Below are 19,805 nucleotides of genomic sequence, written 5' to 3'. Positions count from 1 at the left end.
AGCCGACATTTGAATGCGTCGACAGCGCTCGCAGCAGCCTGATCAGATGTGATAGATGTCGATGACCTGGCGGACGTAATCGTTTTTCAGCACGACTTTCTTCGCCTTGATGAGCGGCTGATCGCCCCGCAGGTCAAGGGTGTAGAAACTGGTGCCGAAATAGCTGTCCGTTACCTGGTAGCGAAAGCTCAGGGTGTGCCAGTTAAAGCGCACCAGGCACTGCCCTTCGGTCTGCTCGACAATTTCAATATTGCTCAGGTTGTGAGAGGTACGCGTGTCCGGAATGGTCGCACTCGAGCGCTCGGTCTTGATGCGGAAGACACGGTCTTCCAGGCCGCCACGATTGCCGTACCAGATCAGCGATATTTCGCTTTGCGGATCTTCGGTCAGCGTGTCGTTGTCGTCCCATGCTGGCATCCAGAAGGTGGCATCAACGGCGTACAGCTCCAGCCATTGGTCCCATTGAGCATCGTCCAGGTAGCGAGCTTCGCGATAGAGAAAATCACGCACAACGTCATAAGTACTCATTGCACGGCCTCCACTGGAATCAGTTCCTGCTCGTCGGAGACGGCGTTGAGCATGGTCTCTTGCCAATATTTGTGTTGCAGGACAAATAGACCCTCGTCTTCGGTGCGCTTGCCAGAGAGCAGCGGCTTGAGATCGATTTCCTGCGCTGCGGCATCTGCGCCCTCTACCCAGTGGCCTGCACCACGGGACATGTCATTCCATCCGCGCCCAGCGCCATAACCGGTCTGGCAGGAGCGGAATTCTTCCAGATCGTCCGGCGTGGCCATGCCGCTGACGTTGAAGAAGTCTTCGTATTGACGAATGCGCTTGGCGCGCGCCTCGGCGCTCTCGCCTTTGGGGGCGATGCAGTAAATGGTGATTTCAGTCTTATCGACCGAGATGGGCCGAGCGATGCGAATCTGCGAGCTGAACTGATCCATCAGATACACGTTCGGGTACAAGCAGAGGTTGCGGGAGTTTTCGATCATCCAATTGGCGCGAGCCTGTCCAAAGTCACGTGCCAGCTCATCACGACGCTCGTAGGCAGGTCGATCCTCCGGGTTGGCCCAACGAGTCCATAGCAACAAATGGCCGTGGTCGAAGGAGTAGAAACCACCCCCATTTTTTGCCCAGCTACCGGCGCTCATGGTTTTGATTTCTTCGCCCGATTCGCGTTGCTTGCGCTGGTTCTGGGTCGCTGCGTAGTTCCAGTGAACAGAGCTCACATGGTAGCCGTCAGCGCCGTTTTCGGCCGTCAGTTTCCAGTTGCCTTCATAGATATAGGAACTGGAGCCACGCAGGACCTCCAACCCTTCCGGCGATTGATCCACGATCATGTCGATGATTTTGGATGACTCGCCCAAATGCTCAGCCAGTGGCTTTACGTTAGGGTTCAGGCTGCCAAACAGAAAGCCACGATAGGACTCGAAACGAGCAACTTTTGTGAGGTCATGGGAACCTTCACAATTGAAGCTTTCGGGGTAGCCAGCGTCGCTTGGGTCCTTGACCTTGAGCAGCTTGCCGCTGTTATTGAACGTCCAACCGTGAAATGGGCAGGTGTAGCTGGAACGACTGCCGGACTTGTGTCGGCAGAGCATGGCGCCGCGGTGGCTGCAGGCGTTGAGAAAAGCGTTGAGTACACCGTCCTTGTTGCGCGCGATGAAAATCGGCTGGCGCCCTATGGTGGTGGTCAGGAAGTCGTTGTTGTTGGGAAGCTGGCTTTCGTGGGCAAGGTAAATCCAGTTGCCTTCGAAGATGTGCGTCATCTCCAGTTCGAACAGACGTGGATCAGTGAACATCTCCCGCTTGCAGCGGTAGATGCCCTTCTCCTTGTCTTCCTCAAGCAGGGCATTCAGGTAGTCGTTTCCCAGGAACATGGCCAGGGCCTCCATTGTTATTGTTCAGGCCCGACCAGATTAGGCAGACAACTCAGGAGGAAATATCCGATTCCTGCAGATCGCTATCCATTTTGCGCAGCCATCACGCCGAATGGATTAGCGGCATCGACGCGCCAGGATGGCGCATTTAGACACGCGACTTGAGGGTTTGCGAAGGAAGCTCGCCGAACTGCGAACGGTAAAGCTCAGAGAAGCGGCCAAGGTGCAGAAAACCATAGTCCAGCGCCACCTCAGTAAGGCTGCGGACCGGACAATCCGGGTCGCTCAGGCAAGCTTGAATGCGCTCCAATTTGCGCTGGCGAATGTACTGTAAAGGTGTGATACCCAATTGGCGCTCGAACAGTACGTATAAGGACCTTGTGCTCACGCTGACCTGTTGTGCCAGGTGCTCAGCGTTCAAGTCCTGTTTCAGATTCCGGTCTATGTAATCGAGAATGCGATCGAAGCTGGCCGATTGTGATCCGGCGCTTTCGCGGCTGACGTTGGTCGTCATGAGCGACAGCAACTTACTGCCGATTATCTGGGCGTAATGCTCTTGCACCCGCAGGATCGGCGTACTGGCCTCGGACTCCTGGCAAATCATTGCCAGCAGGCCAAGGAACCCTTCCAACTCGTCCATCTGGTAATGATTACGCAAAAAACGTATGCCTGTCGCAGGCCGAACCCACCGCAGCTCATCACATATCGACTCAAGCAAATGCACAGGCAATTTAAGAATGAATTTTTCGCAATCCTGCGAGTATGTCAGATCGACAGGATCGTCTGGGTTGATCAGCAGCAGCTCGCCCGGGAGAAGGTAGTGCTCGCGCTTATGGCCTCGCCACAGACAGTTGCCGCTAAGCAACACCTGAAGGTGGTAAACGTTCTCCAGTGCCGGTGATGTAACACGCACGCTTCCGCCATAGCTGATGCGGCACAGGTCCAGATCTGCGAACTTTCGATGGTTCAGGCTGGCCTGAGGGTGGGCGGTTCGAGAAAGGCCGATGCGATGGGTTCCAACATGCAAATTCACATAGTCGGAAACAGCGTAAGGATCCGCATCCCGAAAAATGCTACTGCGCTCACTGAGCAGATGGCTATCCATCGGATTGGCACTCGAACTTGCAAATAATAGAGTCATTACGCTCACCCGAAGAGAAACCTGCGCCTGGCGTGGTGCGAATGCCTCCAGGCTTAACGGCGCGTCGGCAATGACACGCCCCCTTTGGACTGACGATCAAGCATGCCGCAATCTGAGTGTACACCCACTTAATCATCAGACTTTGAACTGCGCCATCAACTGTTGTTGATGATTGGCCAGATGATTCAAGGACTGACTGATCTGCGCGGATTTCTTTGACTGATCGGACAGGGACTCGGTGACATCACGAATAGATGCCACATTTCGATTCACCTCCTCCGCAACAGCACTCTGCTCCTCGGCCGCGCTGGCAATCTGTAGGTTCATATCATTGATAATCGAAACCGCGCCGCTTATACGCTGCAGTGCCGTCACAGCTTGCACGACCTGCCCCGCACTCCCCTGGGCCTGTTGGTGACTATTGTTCATCGCGCTTACTACTTCACTCGTACCGCGCTGCAACGTCTCGATCACCAGGCGAACCTCTTCGACGGAATCCTGGGTTCGTTTTGCCAATCCCCTCACTTCGTCGGCCACAACCGCGAATCCACGACCAGCATCACCCGCCCGCGCAGCCTCAATGGCCGCATTCAGTGCCAAGAGATTGGTTTGCTCGGCGATCGCTCGTATGACATCCAGCACAGAACCAATCTTGCCGCTGCTGGCTGCCAAGCCTTCGACCTCTCTTACCGCAAGACTCATGTCTTTGGCCAAGCCATCGATCAGATGCGTGGTTTGCTGTATCACCGCCAGGCCTTCCGATGTCGCCTGCTCCGCACCACGAGCCGCTTGCGCAGCCTGGGCCGCGCTATTGGCCACATCATGGGCCGTTGCACTCATTTCCTGCGACGCTGTGGCCACCTGTTCGATTTCCCTGAACTGGTGCTCCATCCCTGTACTGGTTTGCTCGGACAGTGTCGCTGACTGATCTGCGGTTGTGCGGGCGTCGTGCACCGACGCCTTAACGTCTCGGATTATCGGGTGGAGTTTGTCCAGGAAGCGATTAAACCAACCTGCTAACTGGCCCAGTTCATCGCTACCTTGATAGTCCAAACGTTTGGTGAGATCACCCTCACCGCTCGCGATGTCGCGAAGCATGCTGGCGACACTTAGAATCGGCTTACTGACGCCGCGAGCGGTCAACCACAGCACAACCAGACCTAACAGTGCCACGCCGCCGGCAAGCCCTGTTTCCCATAGCGCACCGGACAGGCTTCGCTCATCCAGTTCCTGATGCAGCGCAAGCGCCGGTTCCAGCAAGATTGCTCGCGGAACCTCTATAACCAATCCCCAAGGTTTCCCTTCAGGAGTCACCTTCAGCGGCTCCAAAATGCGCAGGCTCGTGAGCGTATCCACGGACTGAGACTTACCTGAGCTCAACATCGGCAGTAGGTTAGCCCCATCTTCCTGGACGCTTTCCAATGTACGACCGAGCGAATCCGGATTATGGCTATCGCCCGCGACCAAACCGGCGGAACTAACTATTCGCAGCGTCCCCCTACCCTCATAGAGCTGCTGGCTGCCATCCAAACTCAGCTGCTGCAAACGGCTCAAGCTGATATCCGCGCCAATGATCGCTACGACTTTGCCTTTTTCGATCAATGGAAAAGCAAGAGTCGTCATCAGTAAAGGCTGGCCAGACGTGTCGTCAAAATAAGGATTGAGCACGCATGGCCTGAGGGTTTGCTCTGGGCAGCTATACCAGGTGTTGAACGGTGTACCATCCAACATAGGCGTGGTGTCCGCGATGATTTTCTCAGGCACGGCCATGTAACTGTCTGTCGAATCCTTTTGACTCCAGTAGGAAGCAAATCGACCTTTTTCATTACTGCCGGCGGTAGATTCATCCGTAAAGCGCGCATCCTGGCCGTCCAGTGCATCAGGCGCAAATACCACATACAAACTCAATAGCGAAGGATTGGCTTTAAGGCCGTCGTGCACCAGTTGATTTAGATCCTTGCGTAGCTCCCGGGGATCGGCTCCATGCTTGGTTGCTTGCTCTCGAAGTTGTTGGACTTGTCGAGTGAACTGATTGCCGTAATTATAGATATCCGAAAAAAATCGCTGAGTGGTCTCAGCTTGCTGTTCTCCACGAGCCTCCATGCGCGCACGGGCAGCCGCCTCAAGCATCTGTGAATTGGCTGATTTGACCAGTGCGAGACTGGTATCCATGCGATACAGGGACGTACCCACCAGCAGTACAACGGTACACAGCAGACAGAATCCCGCCAATAAAGTGATTTTCCACTTAATGGAGACACGCGCGAAACGCATAGATACCTCCCCGTACCCGGGATTTTTTAATGGAGCTAAATCAATCACACAATGTGACTAAGCCCTGATTGATGTTTCTGCGCGAAAAAATCTCTTCAGCCAATTCTTCTTTCAGATCCAAAGTAATCGCAACACTCGCCCAACAGGGAAAGAGCTTCCTCGAACTCCAGAACACGCCCCTCCCGCAAGAGAATGCTGGCTAAATGCCCCGCCACCCGCGCGGCGCCCAGGCTGGCTCCTGCCATGCCCTCCCCGGCCTGTTCAGGTGAGTTACTCCAGGCGCCAAACAAACGAGGTCCTAAGCGCGAGAGTTGCTCCCACTTACAACGAGCATCTCCGGTGCCACCGATCACACTCTCGTAACCCGCCGGATAACAAGCGCCACCCCGGGCAGGGCGGGCCGCAACAACCAGCATTTTCTCAGCACCGGCGTTGTAGACAGCCTCGCGCAAAGGCGCACGATCAGCAGCAAGTCCCAGGCTCATGCAAACAATGTCCACTCGATGAGAAGAGGGTTGCGAGACGAACCAGTTGAGCGCCATGGCAACCTGAGCGGCGGTTGTTACCGGCCGCTCATGGAAGACTTGCGCGTGGGTAATGACTACCTCAGGGCAGCTATTGCGAATCACTTTCGCAACTACCGTTCCATGCCCCAGGCGATCCGGTACGCACGCCTCAATCCGCCCATCTGAAAGAAAAGCCAGAGAACCTTCGATTTCCATCAAAGGTCCCCCGCTGTCAATCACGCCAATACGGACGGTCATTACTGGACCGTGAACAACCGCAAGGCTGAGTTGTTTGACATGTTTGCGTTACCTGGCAGCTTCAACTCCCCTACCTTTTCCAAGGTTGTACCATCATAAATAAGCAGATCGCCACCAGCACCACCAATCCAGACATATTTGTTATCGGAACTGACGGCAACGGAGTAAAACGTGTGGGGCAGGCTTACTTGCTTGAGAGGCTTCCCACTATTCTTTAAGTCAAATGACTGCAGCACGTTATAAACGGCATAGGCGCGTTTTTGATCTGGGCTAGCAGCCATTGAAAAATATAGAGTCTGCGTTGGTTCAATGTTATTCATGTGCAACTTACCCTTTTTCAGATCCAGAGTAAGCAGCCCAGTTTGGAACGTTTCAGGGTTCGCAGGATCCTTATTACGCAATTTGACGTAATACGGTGCGACCATGAGCTGAGAGTTGTCATACTGATACCAGACATTCAGCATATCTGGGGGAAAATGATCCTTTTGCGACCATTTCTGAATAGGCATTTCCGCCAATTGCTTTCCCGATTCAGCATCGAAGACATACATATCCTTGCCCAATGCATAAATCTTTTTCCCGTCAGTCGAGTACATCAACATCGTCACTTGGCGGGGGGCAGGCGCTGTAAATTTCAACGTCAAGGTATCCGCATCGTATAACGCAATGCGGGTGGGCTGAACTTTGAATTCGTTGCGCAGGTGCTTCACGGGGTTCTGATACACCGCGAGGGTCTTGCCGTCAGGCGAAAGATTCATGCCCCACGTTGCCCATACACGTTCGTCAGCTTTGCTCATATCCAATCGGAGCAGGTTTTTCCCCGTCTCCATGTCCATTTTCACGACACTTTGGCTTCCGTTAGCCAGGACGTACACATATTTGGCGTCAGGGCTTACCGCAGAAACAATTGGTGTAGCGCCACTGTTTTCAACCACAAAATCTTTCAGGATCTTGCGATTGTCCATATCCACAATGAAAACTTTGTCAGGGTGCGCAACAACAGACAAAAAATCTTTAGCCACGGCAGGCGTTACGCCGCTCATTGCACCGATTACCGACAATACGGCGAAGCAGGTTGACTTTATCATTATTATTAGCCCTTAGATTCGGGGAATACAGAATTCAGGTTGCGCCAATCTTGAGTTGGATCCGCAGTGTCCTTGCCCCAAGTCGGATAAGTAGACATCGTGTCTGGAACTTGTGCAGGCCACCAGCAAGGATCGGAACATGCGTACAAATCTGCTTCCATGGGCTGGCACAGGTTGGAAACGCCACCAAACCCATCGATTTCCCATCCCGGATCAAAAGAAGTCGAACACCCTACCAAGGAGTTCATCGCTACAACTTCTTCTTCACGACCTTCGGCGTGAGCTTCAACAAAGGCCTTGGCCTTTGCATTGGCTGGAGTCAAATGTTTCATACTTTGGCGCTCCGTGGTTCGATATGATTACGGAAAAAGCTAGGATTACTTTTCATAATTCGCACGTAAGATTCGATTCCGAAATCTACCCAATCGCGCAGCAAGTCACAGTAATGATAAACAGGAGCAAACGGATCACCTTGTTTCGCATAAGACTCGTGATAACACCCGCCCGCACAAATAGAGCGAATTCGGCACGTTTTACAACCGAAACTGTTGCGGTCTTGGGCGCCTTCAATAAACGCCGCTAATTTAGGCACATCGATACCGCGATCGACGTTGCCATAGGTCGGTTGATCAGACCCAACGAAACGATGACATAGATGCAGGTCGCCATCCTTATCGACAGCCAGCAATCCCAAACCGGCACCACAGGGCACTACTTTTTTAGTGCCCTGAGCGATGTCCGTCAGCAATTGGTGCATGTTTGAAAAGCCGATATTTTCGCCACGGCAAGCCGCCTCGACATACCGCCGCCCCAGGGTCTTCATGTCGTTGAAAACCTGCTTCAACGCATCGTTATCCAGATTGAAAGATGCAATAGGACCCGAAGTCGCTGGGCCAAACCCAACTTCAGCAAAACCCAGATCATTTTTTAAGTGATTATGGATACCCAGGACGTCTGTCACTCCGCGGGTAAGTGTCACCCTGACGCCGACAGCGCGCGCGGTATAGCGGGAAAGCAACATCCGCACCTTACGCGCCACCACGTCATAGGTTCCGTTGCCCCCTACCGTAATGCGGTTGGCATCATGCATCGCTTTCGGTCCGTCCATCGATACCGTCAGGCCAAAGCGATGCTCGTTGAGCCAATCAACCATTGGTTCTGTTAGCAGCGTGCCGTTGGTGGTCAATGAAAAATCGATTTTCTTGCCCTCTTGCGCCGCACGGGCTTCGGCGTAAGGAACCATTTCACGGATGAGGGCATAGTTGGAAAGCGGCTCACCACCAAAAAACACCAGATTCACCTGATCCCGATTTTTAGCCTGTTTGAGTAACAACTCGAACGAAGCCTTGGCGGTTTCAAAGCTCATCTTGACGCCTTTCGAGGGGGTCGTGAGGTCTTCCTTGTAGCAGTAAGTACAGGAAAGGTTGCAGCCGGTATTTACGTTAAGAACAATTGTTGAAAGCGGTATTTCATCAACCTTAGCTATAACGCGAGGTGCTTCAACAACACCTGGCTCACGCAAGATATCCAGGTCGATAAAGCTGCTAATACACTCTGCCAGACTGTCCGAGGAATGCCGGGCGCCAAGCTCGGTGCGCATGACCTCGCTGTCGACGCAATCGAAGCGACTAAAGAGGTCGTATACATCGCGACCAACCCCATCAAGCTCGAAAAGGCTGCTGCTGGGGACATGCATCATCATGGCATGACCATCCACATCTATCTGATGCGCGTTATGCCGAATAAGGGTAAGCGCTGTCATGGGAGCCTCAACGAATAGGAGTGTCGACGAAACGTTGGACGGTGACATAGAGATGCGCCTCGCCCGGGAGAGATTTGCCGTTATCATCAACGGTGGCAATTACCTTGAGATTTCCAAGGTTATTAGTGGACATTGGCCGTTCAGGATTGAGGCCAGCATCCGCAGGCGTGAAGCGGCCGTTCTGTTCGATGGAACCAGCGTACTTGGCGTCCTGCATCTGCGCGGCACCTTCGTCCCAGTTATCCACCGCCCACGAAGCGTCAAACGCACCCACCCGGATGTCGTCATCGGTTCCAAGCTTCCCATCGGTTCCTTTGAGCAGTCCGATTGCCTCAAACTGCGCAGGAACCTTTGCGATAGGGCCACCGTTACCGCCAACCCGTGCGATAGTTTGTTCAGGCTCAACGCGAACACCGTCAAGCTTGGAAAAGACCACCAGTGGTGCAGTTGCCTTACCAACGCCGACCTTCACAGCTCCCAGAGCTTTTTCTGATGAAAGCTTCATTACGACTTTGGTATCACTCTGAGAAACAACGGTTGCGGCAACTCCTTTTGGCAGAACCGGCTGACCCGACAGCCCCACTCCGACAAACGTGACCTCACTCTCTACCCCAGTTCTGAGGTAAGACGGGCTGACAGAGAGAATCCGAGACGGGGCATTGGTAGGCGAAGCTTTGAAGCGAGCACCAATCACTTCATTCGATTTCTCGAACCAACGACCTGTGAGTGATCCATCTGAATTAAGAGCAAAAACCTGACGAATTTCCTGCTTTCCGTCGCTTAACGTGGCTCGCCACTCACCCTCGCCCAAAAGCACGCCACGCCCTTGATATGTCGCAGAGCCATCCTTGCTATCGAGTGTCATTGAAACATCATAGCCCTCCTGCGCAGACTTCAATGACAACGTTCCGGAATAGTCGCCGCGCCCAGGCTGATGACCTGCCACAACCCAGTTCTCGCCCAATTTGGTATTGACTGCCTTGGGTGCCTGACCAAGCGGGTAATTTTTTGCCAGGAATGGCAAGACTTGGCTATTCACATATGTCCACCAATCCCGATCACGCGCCAACGCCTGAAGCTCCAACGTCGGGAATTGACCCAGGTGGAAGTTGAGCAATTTCTCCCAGTCCGCAGGCGTTCGACGCTGCAATGCGACTCGCGCATAGGAGTGACATCTGGAGCAGGTTTCAGTCATCATCTGATTAGGTGCCACGTCTGTCGCTACAGGCTCCTTTTCCAAGACATAACGACGCCCCTCGGTTTCCTTCACGCTCAGCCCGCGCGTCTGGGCTAGGTATCTTACGACTGCAGTGCGGTCATCCTGGGTCAGCGGAACATGATGGTTGCGCATCATCCGCACGACCGTCATATCCCAGGCTTCCGGGGTTTTACGAACAGCGTCTATACGCTCGAAACTACCGTCGGCAGCAATATGACAGGCGGCGCACATGGTATTTAGAACCTGCTCCCCTGTCTGTGCTGCCGCAAACGGGGCGATAGCGAGCGCCAACACCGTACTACATGAGATGAACGCAAGACGACGGAGTGGTTTCATCGATCAGAATTCCTTTGGCTCTTCACAGGGGACAAAGCCCATGCTGGCGATTTTTTTATAATGTTGACTTTAGTTTTTGTTTTATTGCACACCAATGCCCGGCGTGGCATCAGGGTGTCTTGTCAGTCAAATACATATTTCGTGCCATATTGCATAACCTACTGATTTATATAGATAAATATGGCCAAGTCATGACAGCGAGTGTGGGAAGTGATCTATTTCTGAACACTGTGTTCAACACCTCTCATGGCGCGACACACGCCCTAAGTAGCTGTGGAAAAACGTATGTTCAATTGGCGGGTTAGACGGCCCCAAACCATGAAAGGGAATGCAGGAAGATCCGTCCGGATACCGGAGAATGGCGATTGGCGTGTTTTTCAAAAAAGATAAGACGAATATTGTGTAACGCGGATCGAAGCCAACGAACTGATTGGAAGCTGGATTTAATGCCTAGCCGCGCGTTCGCTGGATTGCAATATGGTCCAACGTGATCAAATAACTATCACACTCAGGAAGGGGGCCAAGAATAACCCCTTAATCCTGAGCGACCAACACACTATTCCATCCTGAGCTTACGATAAATAGTGCCACGAGCAACACCTAGCTGCTGCGCAGTCGCTTTCACATTTCCGCGATTAGCATCCAGCGCGTCTTGAACCTTCTTCCTTTCAAATTCTTTTAACGACTTCTCATCTCGTTTACCTTCCGGCTGCTCCAAACCTGGAAAGTGTTCAGGGAGAATCGCGAGCCCTTCCCCAGCCAACGCCACCGCCAGTCGAATAGCTTGCTCCAGCTGCCTGATATTCCCGCGCCATTCTTGATTTTTCAGGAGATCCAATGCCGCAGGATGCATTGCGCCTCCTTGGTAGCGTTGAGTCAATTTGGCAATGATATTGTCGATATCCTGCCGCTGACGGAGCGCCGGAATATGAACTTGCATACCATTGAGGCGATAGAAAAGATCCTCTCTGAAACGCTGCTCCTGAATGAGTTTATTAATATCGCAGTGGGTGGCGCTAATGACCCTTACGTCCACCGGACGACGCTCAGAACTACCGAGACGGGTGACCTCCCTCTCCTGCAGTACGCGAAGCAGCCGGGTCTGAAGATTGAACGGCATATCCCCAATTTCATCAAGCAACAGGGTCCCGCCATTCGCCTCTTCGATACGACCCTTTGTGCCCCCTCGACGCGCCCCCGTAAATGTTCCCTCAACATAGCCGAACAACTCCGCCTCAATCAGATTTTCAGGTATCGCGGAACAGTTAATGGCTATGAACGGAGCCCCGGGATTCACCGAGTCGTGTAGTGCCTTGGCGAAAATTTCTTTCCCTGTTCCCGTTTCACCTTGCAGGATGATCGGAATACTCGCTGCGAAGGCCCTCGAAGCCATGTTGAATTGCTGATTGAGCGCAGGGTCGTGCCCGATTCCATGGGTAGCATGACGCCCACGAAGAGCAGGCTGGGAACAACCTGGCAACGATAATGACTGAGCGTAAACCGAAGAGCCGTCGTTCAACGCTATCAAACTTGGTGAGTGTACGACTATAGACTGAGGTCCACGCTCAAAAAAGCTATCCCAATCCAATGAGGATTCAACTAAAGCAGAAGCATCAATACCCAATATTTTCTTTGCAACTTTATTGGCCGCACAGAATTTCCCATTCTGATCGAAAGCGACCAAACCTTGAAAAGGTGTTCCAATCAATCTTGCATCAAACTGAAGTGCTACAATCTGGCAATCTACCAACCCCGAGTACAACCTACTTTCGATGGCCATAGCCGCGATTTTGAGTTGCTCTAAAACCGCAGTCGCATTCCGTTGGCCAATGCCGGTTATGTCGATCGCACCCACCAGCTCTCCACGCACTCCAAAAACGGGTACGGATACGCAGAAAAAATTTTCAAACTCTTTTAAATAATGCATGCCTCCGCAGACGATAAACGGCTGCTGCTCATGAAGTGTGCAACTGGGCGCGGTAGTCCCTATGTCTACTTCATTGACACGCTTTCCCACTTTCAATGAGTCCACAACATCGGGCGCAGATGCGTGCTTGGCGTAGACGATCACGCCTTCGAGATTTACACAAAACAGTGCCCATTCTTGCCCTCCGAATATTCCCCACAACCGGTCGATTTCAGGTTGAGCGCAAGCGGCTAAACGCGAATCTGAGCTACTCAACTCATGGGCGCGCCAACGTCCTGTCAGACGCTTATCCCAAGGTGAAAGCCCTGCTTTCCTGGACCGCTCCCAAGAACTGGCCACGGCTGGAGGCAGCAGATCCGTCGGCAAGGAGTGTCCATCCAGAAAGCGACGCCGAACCTCATCAAGGCCATGCATGTCTCTTATATTCATGTGCTGACCACTCATTACCTTTCGACATTCTGGTATGTTTTTATCATCAATAACGGTCGACCGCATATAATTACATCGCATAAAAAAGCGCCCGTTCAGAACGGGCGCTTTTTCTTCATGATCTTGCAATTACGTTCCAGCCAGCTCCTTAAAGGGCATAAGGAGTAGCCTCATCCTTGATGGTCACCCATTGCCATTGAGTGAACTCTTCCCAGTTCGCCGCCCCCCCTACGCTCGTTCCATTTCCAGACGCGCCCCAGCCGCCGAATGGATTCACCACCTCGTCATTTACTGTCTGGTCATTGATATGAAGCATACCAGTCCGAAGCTTGTCACCGACTTTCATCGCGCGCCCAATGTTCGAACTGATGATGCCGGCAGCCAAGCCATATTCGGTGTCGTTAGCGAGTCGTATTGCGTCCTCGTCAGAGTCAAAGGGTACGACAACGGCGACAGGTCCAAAAATTTCCTCACGGAATGCGGGGTTATCCGGCTTAACATCGCTGAGCACCGTAGGCTGGAAGAAAAGCTCTTCGTAACGGCCACCGACTTCGAGTTTTGCGCCGGCCTGCTGAGCCTCGTGGACGATTTTAGCAACTTGATCACGCTGGTGCGCGTTAATGAGCGGCCCGAGCGAGACCTTTGTTGTTGCGGGGTTACCAACCGAAAGCTTTCCGACTTTGGCTGTCAGCGCTTTCAGGAAGGCAGGGTAAAGGCTGCGCTGAACCAGGATGCGCCCAGTGGCCATACAGATTTGCCCCTGGTGCAAGAATGTCCCCCAAATAGCATTGGCGACTGCTAAGTCGAGATTCGCATCGTCCAGAATTATTAACGAATTCTTCCCACCTAGTTCCAGCGATACCTTTTTCAGATTGCGGCCGGCCGCTTCGCCGACTTTCCGACCTGCGGCAGTCGACCCGGTAAACTGAATCATTGCCACGTCTGGCGATTCAACCAACGCGGCGCCCGCATCGCCTGCACCAGGCATGACGTGGAGAACTCCCTTTGGCAGGCCTGCAAGCTCAAATAAGCGACCAATGACCAGCCCGCCGCTAACGGCAGTTCGGGGATCCGGCTTCAGGACGACACTGTTACCAACCGCCAAAGCAGGCGCGACCGAACGCATAGCGAGGTAAAGCGGAAAATTGAAAGGTGAGATGACTCCGACAACCCCAAGTGGACGGCGCCTGGCCAGGCTGAGGCGACCGGATCCCGGTGCATTGGGCAATACATCACCCTGGCTTCTTCCAGGCATCATGGCGCTTTCCTGCAACGCTTTTATCGTTACACGGGTCTCAAATGCAGCTTTTAACTGAGTCGAACCGCTTTCTTTAACCAGCCATTCGACGATATCGCCAAAATGCAATTCTGCGATTTCCGCCGCTTTGCGCATGATTGCAGCACGCTCTTCATAAGAGGTGAGAAACCAATCCGTTTGTACTTCATGAGCCACACGAGCAGCAGCTGAAACCGACGCGGCGTCTGCCATACCTATGCATCCCAACGACGCCCCCGTGGCGGGCTCTACTACCTGACTGACATTAGGAGAAACGTTTATCCAAGCACCGTCGAAAACACAGTTACTCCAGAGCTCTTCCGGCAGAAATTTTGAAGTTTTATTCATGACGTTACCTATCTAAATTATTTTTAGGGCAGTGCTATGTCTGGAACTCCTTGCGTAGCAGCACAAGGCGTGCCAATACCATTTCAGGAACACAAACCGAACAATCTGTTTAACATTTGCACACCGACCAAAAAATGTGTTCCACATTTGAACACCTATTGACCGCGCAAAAAATTTGCTCGGCGGCGACATAATCACCCACATTCCTCCAGGTAAGGTCTATTGTCTGACAGTCATTCGTACCAACTTTATTACTAACGGCCTTACGCACAACACGCAACAAAACGCTACGGGCATGGACAGCTTATAAGCTTTGAGTGCGCGCGCCAGATAACCGTCGTTGAACCCGGTGTTGGCGGCAGTGATCACCAGACACATAAGAAAAGCCATAATCCCCGACATAAAAAGCAAAAACCACGGAGTTAAAGCGAACCGGCAGCTTCCAGCACAGACGTGGAGTATAAGATAGTTTAGGCATTGAGCATTCCTACCAGATTTAACAGTGCGAGCAAATTTGTTAATTAACTATCCATCAGAAGCGAAAAACTAAGCCCGTTTGAAGCACCAGCGGATCCAAGTCGATTTCAGCTTTAACTGGGGCGCCATTCATTGTGCCCGTTGCTTCTGTATTGAGCGCGAATTTTTTCACATCAAGGAACAGACCGTATTCTTTCGTAATCCAGTACTCAGCACCCGCCTGTATTTGGAAGCCCCACGCATTTTTTACATCCAACCCTTGAACCGATCCATCCTTGGAACTGAAGATATACATGTAGGAAACGCCTGCACCGACGTAGGGACGGAACGCGCTATCCTCATTGAACTGATATTGCAAAGATAATAGGGAGGGCCCGTACTTCGCCTTGCCAAAGCTGCCAAAGCTTTTTGCAGTGCCAGTCCCTTTGAGCGTAGCCTCTGGGGGCGTACCGAAAGTGAAGCCCATCGACCAATTAGGCGTGACGCGATACCCAACCTCAACAATAAGCGCCTTATTGTTGTTAGTCTCAGCGTTTGCACCTGGAATTTTTGCGCCAAACGCTTTAAGCGTTGCGTCTTCATAATAATTAATGTAACCAGGGCCAACACGTGCCCACCAAGGCGAGTCCTCCGCAAAAACCGGTCCGGTTGTGACGGCCATAAAACCCGCACAAGCAACTAGAATTTTGGATCTACGAACACGAACAATTGAGTACTGGCACATTTTTTCAATCACTCTTATTTTGTTAGTTTATTATTGAGTGCAAAAAAGTCTTATCTACCACAAACACATGACAGAGAGTTACATCTAAATAACCTTCTTCGCCAGCCTCCATAGATCCATCACCTGCAACATGATCACTGGCAAGTCAGAGCTTTATTAGCAACGAAACCACGACGACAAGATGTATCGTACCGACGCCCTTTTGAAAGCTGTGTTTGAGTTCTGAAAAAACATCGAAACAATGCTGAACAGCCGAGTTCTAAGAACTCGGCCAGTAGCAATAAATACAGCGCATTTATAATCGGTCTATCGTAGGCCGAATGCGTCCTGTACCTCTTGGATGACTGCTTCTTGATGCGGCTGGAGCTGCCTATCGGGACTTGCCTCAATCAGTCCGAAGAAAGGATCTTCAATTCCCGTTTTGATTCCTGTCACCTCTTCTATTGTAACCAGGACAGAGAAGGGAGCCGTGTAGGGGTTGGAACACCCCTCTTGTTCGAAGATGATGCGACCGTCACAAATCTCGGACGCAGCATCTACCAGCATGCGCGCCATCTGGCGGAACCCTTCCGAGCTGACAACCATACTGCTTAATAGATCAAAAGCGCTGATGTCAAATCCGGCTCCGATGAAGATAAGGTCGGGTTGGAAGCGTCGTAACGCAGGGATAATCACCCGCTCCAGACTCGCGATGTAGGCACCGTCACCAGAGCCGGCAGGAAGGGGAATGTTGATGTTCGCTCCATCGCCAGCGCCCTCCCCGCGCTCAGATATCTCCCCCTTGAGTCCGTACCAGCTACGTTGGTGGATCGACATGGTGAGCACTGAAGGATCGGAGTAGAAGGCTTCTTGCGCGCCGTTACCATGATGCGCGTCGTAGTCCAGTATCGCGATCCGCTGCATTTTATGGACGCGTTGGGCATGATGCGCGGCAATTGCTACGTTGCCGAACATACAAAGGCCGTACGCACTGTCGGCTACCGCATGATGTCCTGGTGGACGCAAAAGCGCATAGGCATTTTTAACGTCCCCCCTTACCACGTGGTCAACCGTTTCAAGAAGTGCTCCGACCGAAAGCGCTGCGATCTCAAAGCTGTCGGTACCGGCTGGCGCACCAGGGCCAGCCATGCCACCTGGTCCCGCGGAAAGTGCCTTGAACCGCTCCAAGTAGTCAGGCGTATGGAAGTAGCAAAGCTCTTTATCGGTGGCTTGCCGGGCGCGTATCGGCACCATCCGCTCAGTAAGCCGACTGCGGTCAAGAAGGTTTTTAATACGTCGTTTTGTTTCAGGATTTTCAATGGATGCATATGGCTCGACCCAGCCGCCCGCCGGCGCCAGACCACCGGTGAGGCCGGTATTGTGCCACATAAACCATTCGTCCCAAGCGAACCCTGTTCTCGACAGACCCTGCTTATCGTTATCCACGGTCACTCTCCATTTTCTAATTGTTATTGGCAAATAAACGTAAGGAGAAACTCAACCGCCACAATACAGCCTACAGAATGCAAGCTTGAGTGAGACTCAGAGCAACGGCGGTTGACGCTGCAATGATGGGAATAATCAAAACCTGTTACAAGACTTTGAATCTGATCGATCAATCACCCTTTGCGATTAATATTTAAAGCCTAAAGCAGCAAATAATATTTAAGAAAAAACGCATCTACCGCCTGTCTTCCCCGGACGTTTTCTCACCACAACGCCTCGATGGTTTGGAAGGTTTAGCACACAGCCTACCTCACAACGTGAGGGCAACATTTCAAGCATCAATGGATGCGTAGCCTTAAGTGGGCGATGCAACGGCGAATACACCAGACCGTTACAAATGCAAAAATCGAGATTTGAGTTGCGGCGGATGCTAAAGGTGACATTATCCGGCATTGCGAATTGTCTGAACCGCGCAATCACATAATGCTCTTATACCTGGGCGTCTATTCCCTTGAAGCGTTACAAGTGACATGGTGCTGTACGAAGCGTTTTCCAGAGGAACATATCTAATGCCAGGATGGCTATGCACCTTGGCGAACGAAGCCGGAGCAGTATTAAACGCTCCGCTGTAAGCAACGGCGGCGATAACTTCCGATACCGAACGGACAGTTGTCGCTATCCGGCTAGGCTCATTACGCTCATCAGCCAAACTCCAATAAGCAATCATGTCTACTGGAGCACCCGACTCGGGAATTGCAAATGGTTTGTCAAACAGGTCTGCGACGCATAGCGTTTCCATCTGAGCCAAAGGGTGGGTTACTGGCACAACAGCAACCCGGGGCTCATCAAATAAATCAAAATATTCGAATCTGTCGTCATATACCGGAAGGCGCATCAGTAACACATCGACAATTCCGCCAATCAACGACTGGACCAAGTTTGTCATTTGCAATTCTACAAAAACAAGCTTGATATCCGGATTCATCTTTCTAAAAAGCAAGAATGTTGAATGGGTGTGCTCTGGCGCCGAGTCACCAAAAAAGCCAATTTTAATAACTGATCGCTGACTATCGGATATCGCCTTGCACTCCAAAACGGTATTATGTACATCATTAATAATTATTTTTGCTTTATCGATAAACTTTTCTCCGGCCTCGGTCAACGCCACTCTGCGGTTGGCTCGCGTGAACAATCGAAATCCCAATTCACTTTCGAGCGCGGAGATTTTGGCGCTTAAGCCCGACTGCGCCATATTCTCCAGTTCGGCGGTTTTTCCAAAGTGGAGTGTTTCGCCAAGTTTTATAGCGAGGAGTAATTTTTTTGTATCCATTAGTTAATCCACCCACCAATGATCGCAAACACTGAATCAGGCGGGCCTGTAGCCCTGCGACAACAACCAACTTCGAACCCCACGCCTCTGCGATTCCGTCAAGCCGGCAAGCACCTGCTCGTGGGGTTCTGAGCGCAACCGTCGCACAAGCGGCGCCAGCTCTACCTCCTGCACGCGCCAGGCGCCCAATGGCTGATCCCTAGTGATCACCACCTCCGCCTCAACCACAAACCCGCCCTTCAGCACAGGCGCTCGCTCAATCTTCAGAGAGCCGAAATCCACTTCGGCGTGAGCGGGCTCCGCATCTGGCCACTGTCGGCGAGCAAGCCAGAAAGGTTGGTCCTGCCATCGCTGTTCGTCTAGGTAGAAATCCCGACCGATCCTCGCGAAGCGCATGAACAACTGCTCTACTCTCTGCTGGTGAAACCGCTGGGCCAACGCCGCTCGCTCTGGTTTACACAGCAACGTATTGATCACCGTCGGCGCTTGCAGCGCTGAGGACAATGATTGGAATATCCCGTTTCCCGAGAGCGGATCGACCGCCATCGCAGCATCACCCACCCGTATCCAGTGATCGCCGCATACTTGGGGATTCAAAATTGCTGTACTGCTGCGTGCATGCACTTGCACATCAATCTCACTCGCCAGGCCAAAGAATGCTTGCGCAACCATCGAATCCCGACGTCGCTCAAGGCAATATTGGAGTAGATCCCGCTTATCAGGCAGATCGGCACTAGCGACATCCAGCGTCCACTGCCAATAACACTGGCCATCGGCTCGCCGAGCCATCCATACCCAACCGTCCTTGAGGCTTTCTATTGCGCTGGCTGTGGTACCCGGAGCACCTTGCCATCGATTCAGCAAGCTTACCGTCTCCGGCCCACGTACGCCTTTACCAAGCGATGGCGCCTGACGTCCACGCGCCTCCACCAAGAAGTCAATTTTCATTGCACCATGCCCTTCGACCTCAACTTTGTGCCCATCCGTCGAGGTCTCTATGCTCAGCACACGCCCATCTATCAACTCCACCCCCGCCAGGCGCAAGTCTTCTCGCAACCCTTTATCGAATGTCGGACGGTCCAATAGATATTCTATGTTCTGTGCATGATGCTGACCGTTCCACGCCACCTGCCGCTGTGAAGGCAATGTCGCGTCCCCCAAGGCATGATGGAATCCCGCACTATGCAAAGCCTCAAGCACACGAACCGAGACACCCTCCAGCGCTGCGAATCTTCGCCACTCGCTGACCACCGAAACCGGATAACCTAACCGCCGTAACCCCAGAGCCACCGCTGCTCCGGCAGGCCCAGCACCGAGTATGAGTATTCTGATCCCAGTCATCTATAAGGCCTCTCGCCCCGAGCAAATGAACGGATACAAGGAAACTGCTTGAAGCATCATG

At 52.4% G+C, this 19,805-nt stretch carries 15 protein-coding genes and 2 pseudogenes; all 17 read right to left on the bottom strand.

Translation table 11 applies throughout. The annotated features are described in order from the left end of the window. Window positions 1-42: 42 nt before the first annotated feature. The 17 genes and pseudogenes from benB to GH769_RS10135 all read right to left on the bottom strand — a co-directional run bounded on the left by benB (window position 43) and on the right by GH769_RS10135 (window position 19,744). A complete protein-coding gene (gene benB, locus GH769_RS10210; protein WP_153649731.1) occupies window positions 43-528 on the bottom strand; it encodes a benzoate 1,2-dioxygenase small subunit in 486 nt (161 codons plus the stop codon). Next, a complete protein-coding gene (benA, locus tag GH769_RS10205) occupies window positions 525-1,883 on the bottom strand; it encodes a benzoate 1,2-dioxygenase large subunit (RefSeq protein ID WP_153649730.1) in 1,359 nt (452 codons plus the stop codon). Before benA ends, benB begins: the two co-directional genes overlap by 4 nt. 148 nt (window positions 1,884-2,031) lie before the next feature. Further along, window positions 2,032-2,988: an AraC family transcriptional regulator gene (locus GH769_RS10200; RefSeq protein ID WP_153649972.1), complete on the bottom strand. Its 957-nt coding sequence runs from the start codon at window positions 2,986-2,988 to the stop codon at window positions 2,032-2,034. A 171-nt stretch (window positions 2,989-3,159) separates the two neighbouring features. Next, window positions 3,160-3,675: pseudogene (locus tag GH769_RS29405) on the bottom strand (methyl-accepting chemotaxis protein); the annotation flags it as partial. 342 nt (window positions 3,676-4,017) lie between these two features. Then, a pseudogene (locus tag GH769_RS29400) lies at window positions 4,018-5,127 on the bottom strand (HAMP domain-containing protein); the annotation flags it as partial. A gap of 266 nt (window positions 5,128-5,393) precedes the next feature. After that, a complete protein-coding gene (locus tag GH769_RS10190; protein WP_153649728.1) occupies window positions 5,394-6,062 on the bottom strand; it encodes a S8 family serine peptidase in 669 nt (222 codons plus the stop codon). Then, window positions 6,062-7,150 carry a quinohemoprotein amine dehydrogenase subunit beta gene (peaD, locus tag GH769_RS10185; RefSeq protein ID WP_153649727.1) on the bottom strand — a complete coding sequence of 363 codons (1,089 nt, stop codon included), beginning with the start codon at window positions 7,148-7,150 and terminating at the stop codon, window positions 6,062-6,064. The genes GH769_RS10190 and peaD overlap by 1 nt, the downstream gene beginning before the upstream one ends. Before the next feature lie 5 nt (window positions 7,151-7,155). Next, complete coding sequence (gene qhpC, locus GH769_RS10180; RefSeq protein WP_153649726.1) at window positions 7,156-7,482, bottom strand: quinohemoprotein amine dehydrogenase subunit gamma; 327 nt, start codon at window positions 7,480-7,482, stop codon at window positions 7,156-7,158. Next, window positions 7,479-8,912 carry a quinohemoprotein amine dehydrogenase maturation protein gene (peaB, locus tag GH769_RS10175; RefSeq protein ID WP_153649725.1) on the bottom strand — a complete coding sequence of 478 codons (1,434 nt, stop codon included), beginning with the start codon at window positions 8,910-8,912 and terminating at the stop codon, window positions 7,479-7,481. The genes qhpC and peaB overlap by 4 nt, the downstream gene beginning before the upstream one ends. Before the next feature lie 7 nt (window positions 8,913-8,919). Next, window positions 8,920-10,467, bottom strand: coding sequence for a quinohemoprotein amine dehydrogenase subunit alpha (gene peaA, locus GH769_RS10170; protein WP_153649724.1), 1,548 nt, complete (start codon window positions 10,465-10,467; stop codon window positions 8,920-8,922). Between the two features lie 556 nt (window positions 10,468-11,023). After that, the gene (locus GH769_RS10165; protein WP_153649723.1) at window positions 11,024-12,952 is read right to left on the bottom strand and encodes a sigma-54-dependent Fis family transcriptional regulator; all 1,929 of its coding nucleotides are present in this window, start codon (window positions 12,950-12,952) and stop codon (window positions 11,024-11,026) included. Between the two features lie 19 nt (window positions 12,953-12,971). Then, window positions 12,972-14,447, bottom strand: a complete 1,476-nt coding sequence (locus tag GH769_RS10160; protein ID WP_153649722.1) for a benzaldehyde dehydrogenase — start codon at window positions 14,445-14,447, stop codon at window positions 12,972-12,974. A 219-nt stretch (window positions 14,448-14,666) separates the two neighbouring features. Continuing rightward, a complete protein-coding gene (locus tag GH769_RS10155; RefSeq protein WP_372242390.1) occupies window positions 14,667-14,825 on the bottom strand; it encodes a DUF2798 domain-containing protein in 159 nt (52 codons plus the stop codon). Window positions 14,826-14,979: 154 nt separating this feature from the next. After that, on the bottom strand, window positions 14,980-15,585 hold the full coding sequence (locus GH769_RS10150; protein WP_178128922.1) for an OmpW family protein: 606 nt from the start codon (window positions 15,583-15,585) through the stop codon (window positions 14,980-14,982). A gap of 369 nt (window positions 15,586-15,954) precedes the next feature. Next, the gene (locus GH769_RS10145; RefSeq protein WP_153649719.1) at window positions 15,955-17,073 is read right to left on the bottom strand and encodes a class II histone deacetylase; all 1,119 of its coding nucleotides are present in this window, start codon (window positions 17,071-17,073) and stop codon (window positions 15,955-15,957) included. 442 nt (window positions 17,074-17,515) lie between these two features. Then, on the bottom strand, window positions 17,516-18,403 hold the full coding sequence (locus GH769_RS10140) for a LysR family transcriptional regulator (protein ID WP_153649718.1): 888 nt from the start codon (window positions 18,401-18,403) through the stop codon (window positions 17,516-17,518). Between the two features lie 36 nt (window positions 18,404-18,439). Further along, complete coding sequence (locus tag GH769_RS10135; RefSeq protein WP_153649717.1) at window positions 18,440-19,744, bottom strand: FAD-dependent monooxygenase; 1,305 nt, start codon at window positions 19,742-19,744, stop codon at window positions 18,440-18,442. Window positions 19,745-19,805: the final 61 nt, after the last annotated feature.

Source organism: Pseudomonas sp. CFSAN084952 (assembly GCF_009648855.1).
GTDB classification, from domain to species: domain Bacteria; phylum Pseudomonadota; class Gammaproteobacteria; order Pseudomonadales; family Pseudomonadaceae; genus Aquipseudomonas; species Aquipseudomonas paracarnis.
This window is presented reverse-complemented; position numbering and strand designations above follow the sequence as displayed.

Coding starts and splice junctions, on each gene's coding strand:
- benB (WP_153649731.1), bottom strand. CDS start 528: ATGAGTACTTATGACGTTGTGCGTGATTTTCTCTATCGCGAAGCTCGC.
- benA (WP_153649730.1), bottom strand. CDS start 1,883: ATGTTCCTGGGAAACGACTACCTGAATGCCCTGCTTGAGGAAGACAAG.
- GH769_RS10200 (WP_153649972.1), bottom strand. CDS start 2,988: ATGGATAGCCATCTGCTCAGTGAGCGCAGTAGCATTTTTCGGGATGCG.
- GH769_RS10190 (WP_153649728.1), bottom strand. CDS start 6,062: ATGACCGTCCGTATTGGCGTGATTGACAGCGGGGGACCTTTGATGGAA.
- peaD (WP_153649727.1), bottom strand. CDS start 7,150: ATGATAAAGTCAACCTGCTTCGCCGTATTGTCGGTAATCGGTGCAATG.
- qhpC (WP_153649726.1), bottom strand. CDS start 7,482: ATGAAACATTTGACTCCAGCCAATGCAAAGGCCAAGGCCTTTGTTGAA.
- peaB (WP_153649725.1), bottom strand. CDS start 8,912: ATGACAGCGCTTACCCTTATTCGGCATAACGCGCATCAGATAGATGTG.
- peaA (WP_153649724.1), bottom strand. CDS start 10,467: ATGAAACCACTCCGTCGTCTTGCGTTCATCTCATGTAGTACGGTGTTG.
- GH769_RS10160 (WP_153649722.1), bottom strand. CDS start 14,447: ATGAATAAAACTTCAAAATTTCTGCCGGAAGAGCTCTGGAGTAACTGT.
- GH769_RS10155 (WP_372242390.1), bottom strand. CDS start 14,825: ATGTGTCTGGTGATCACTGCCGCCAACACCGGGTTCAACGACGGTTAT.
- GH769_RS10150 (WP_178128922.1), bottom strand. CDS start 15,585: ATGGCCGTCACAACCGGACCGGTTTTTGCGGAGGACTCGCCTTGGTGG.
- GH769_RS10140 (WP_153649718.1), bottom strand. CDS start 18,403: ATGGATACAAAAAAATTACTCCTCGCTATAAAACTTGGCGAAACACTC.
- GH769_RS10135 (WP_153649717.1), bottom strand. CDS start 19,744: ATGACTGGGATCAGAATACTCATACTCGGTGCTGGGCCTGCCGGAGCA.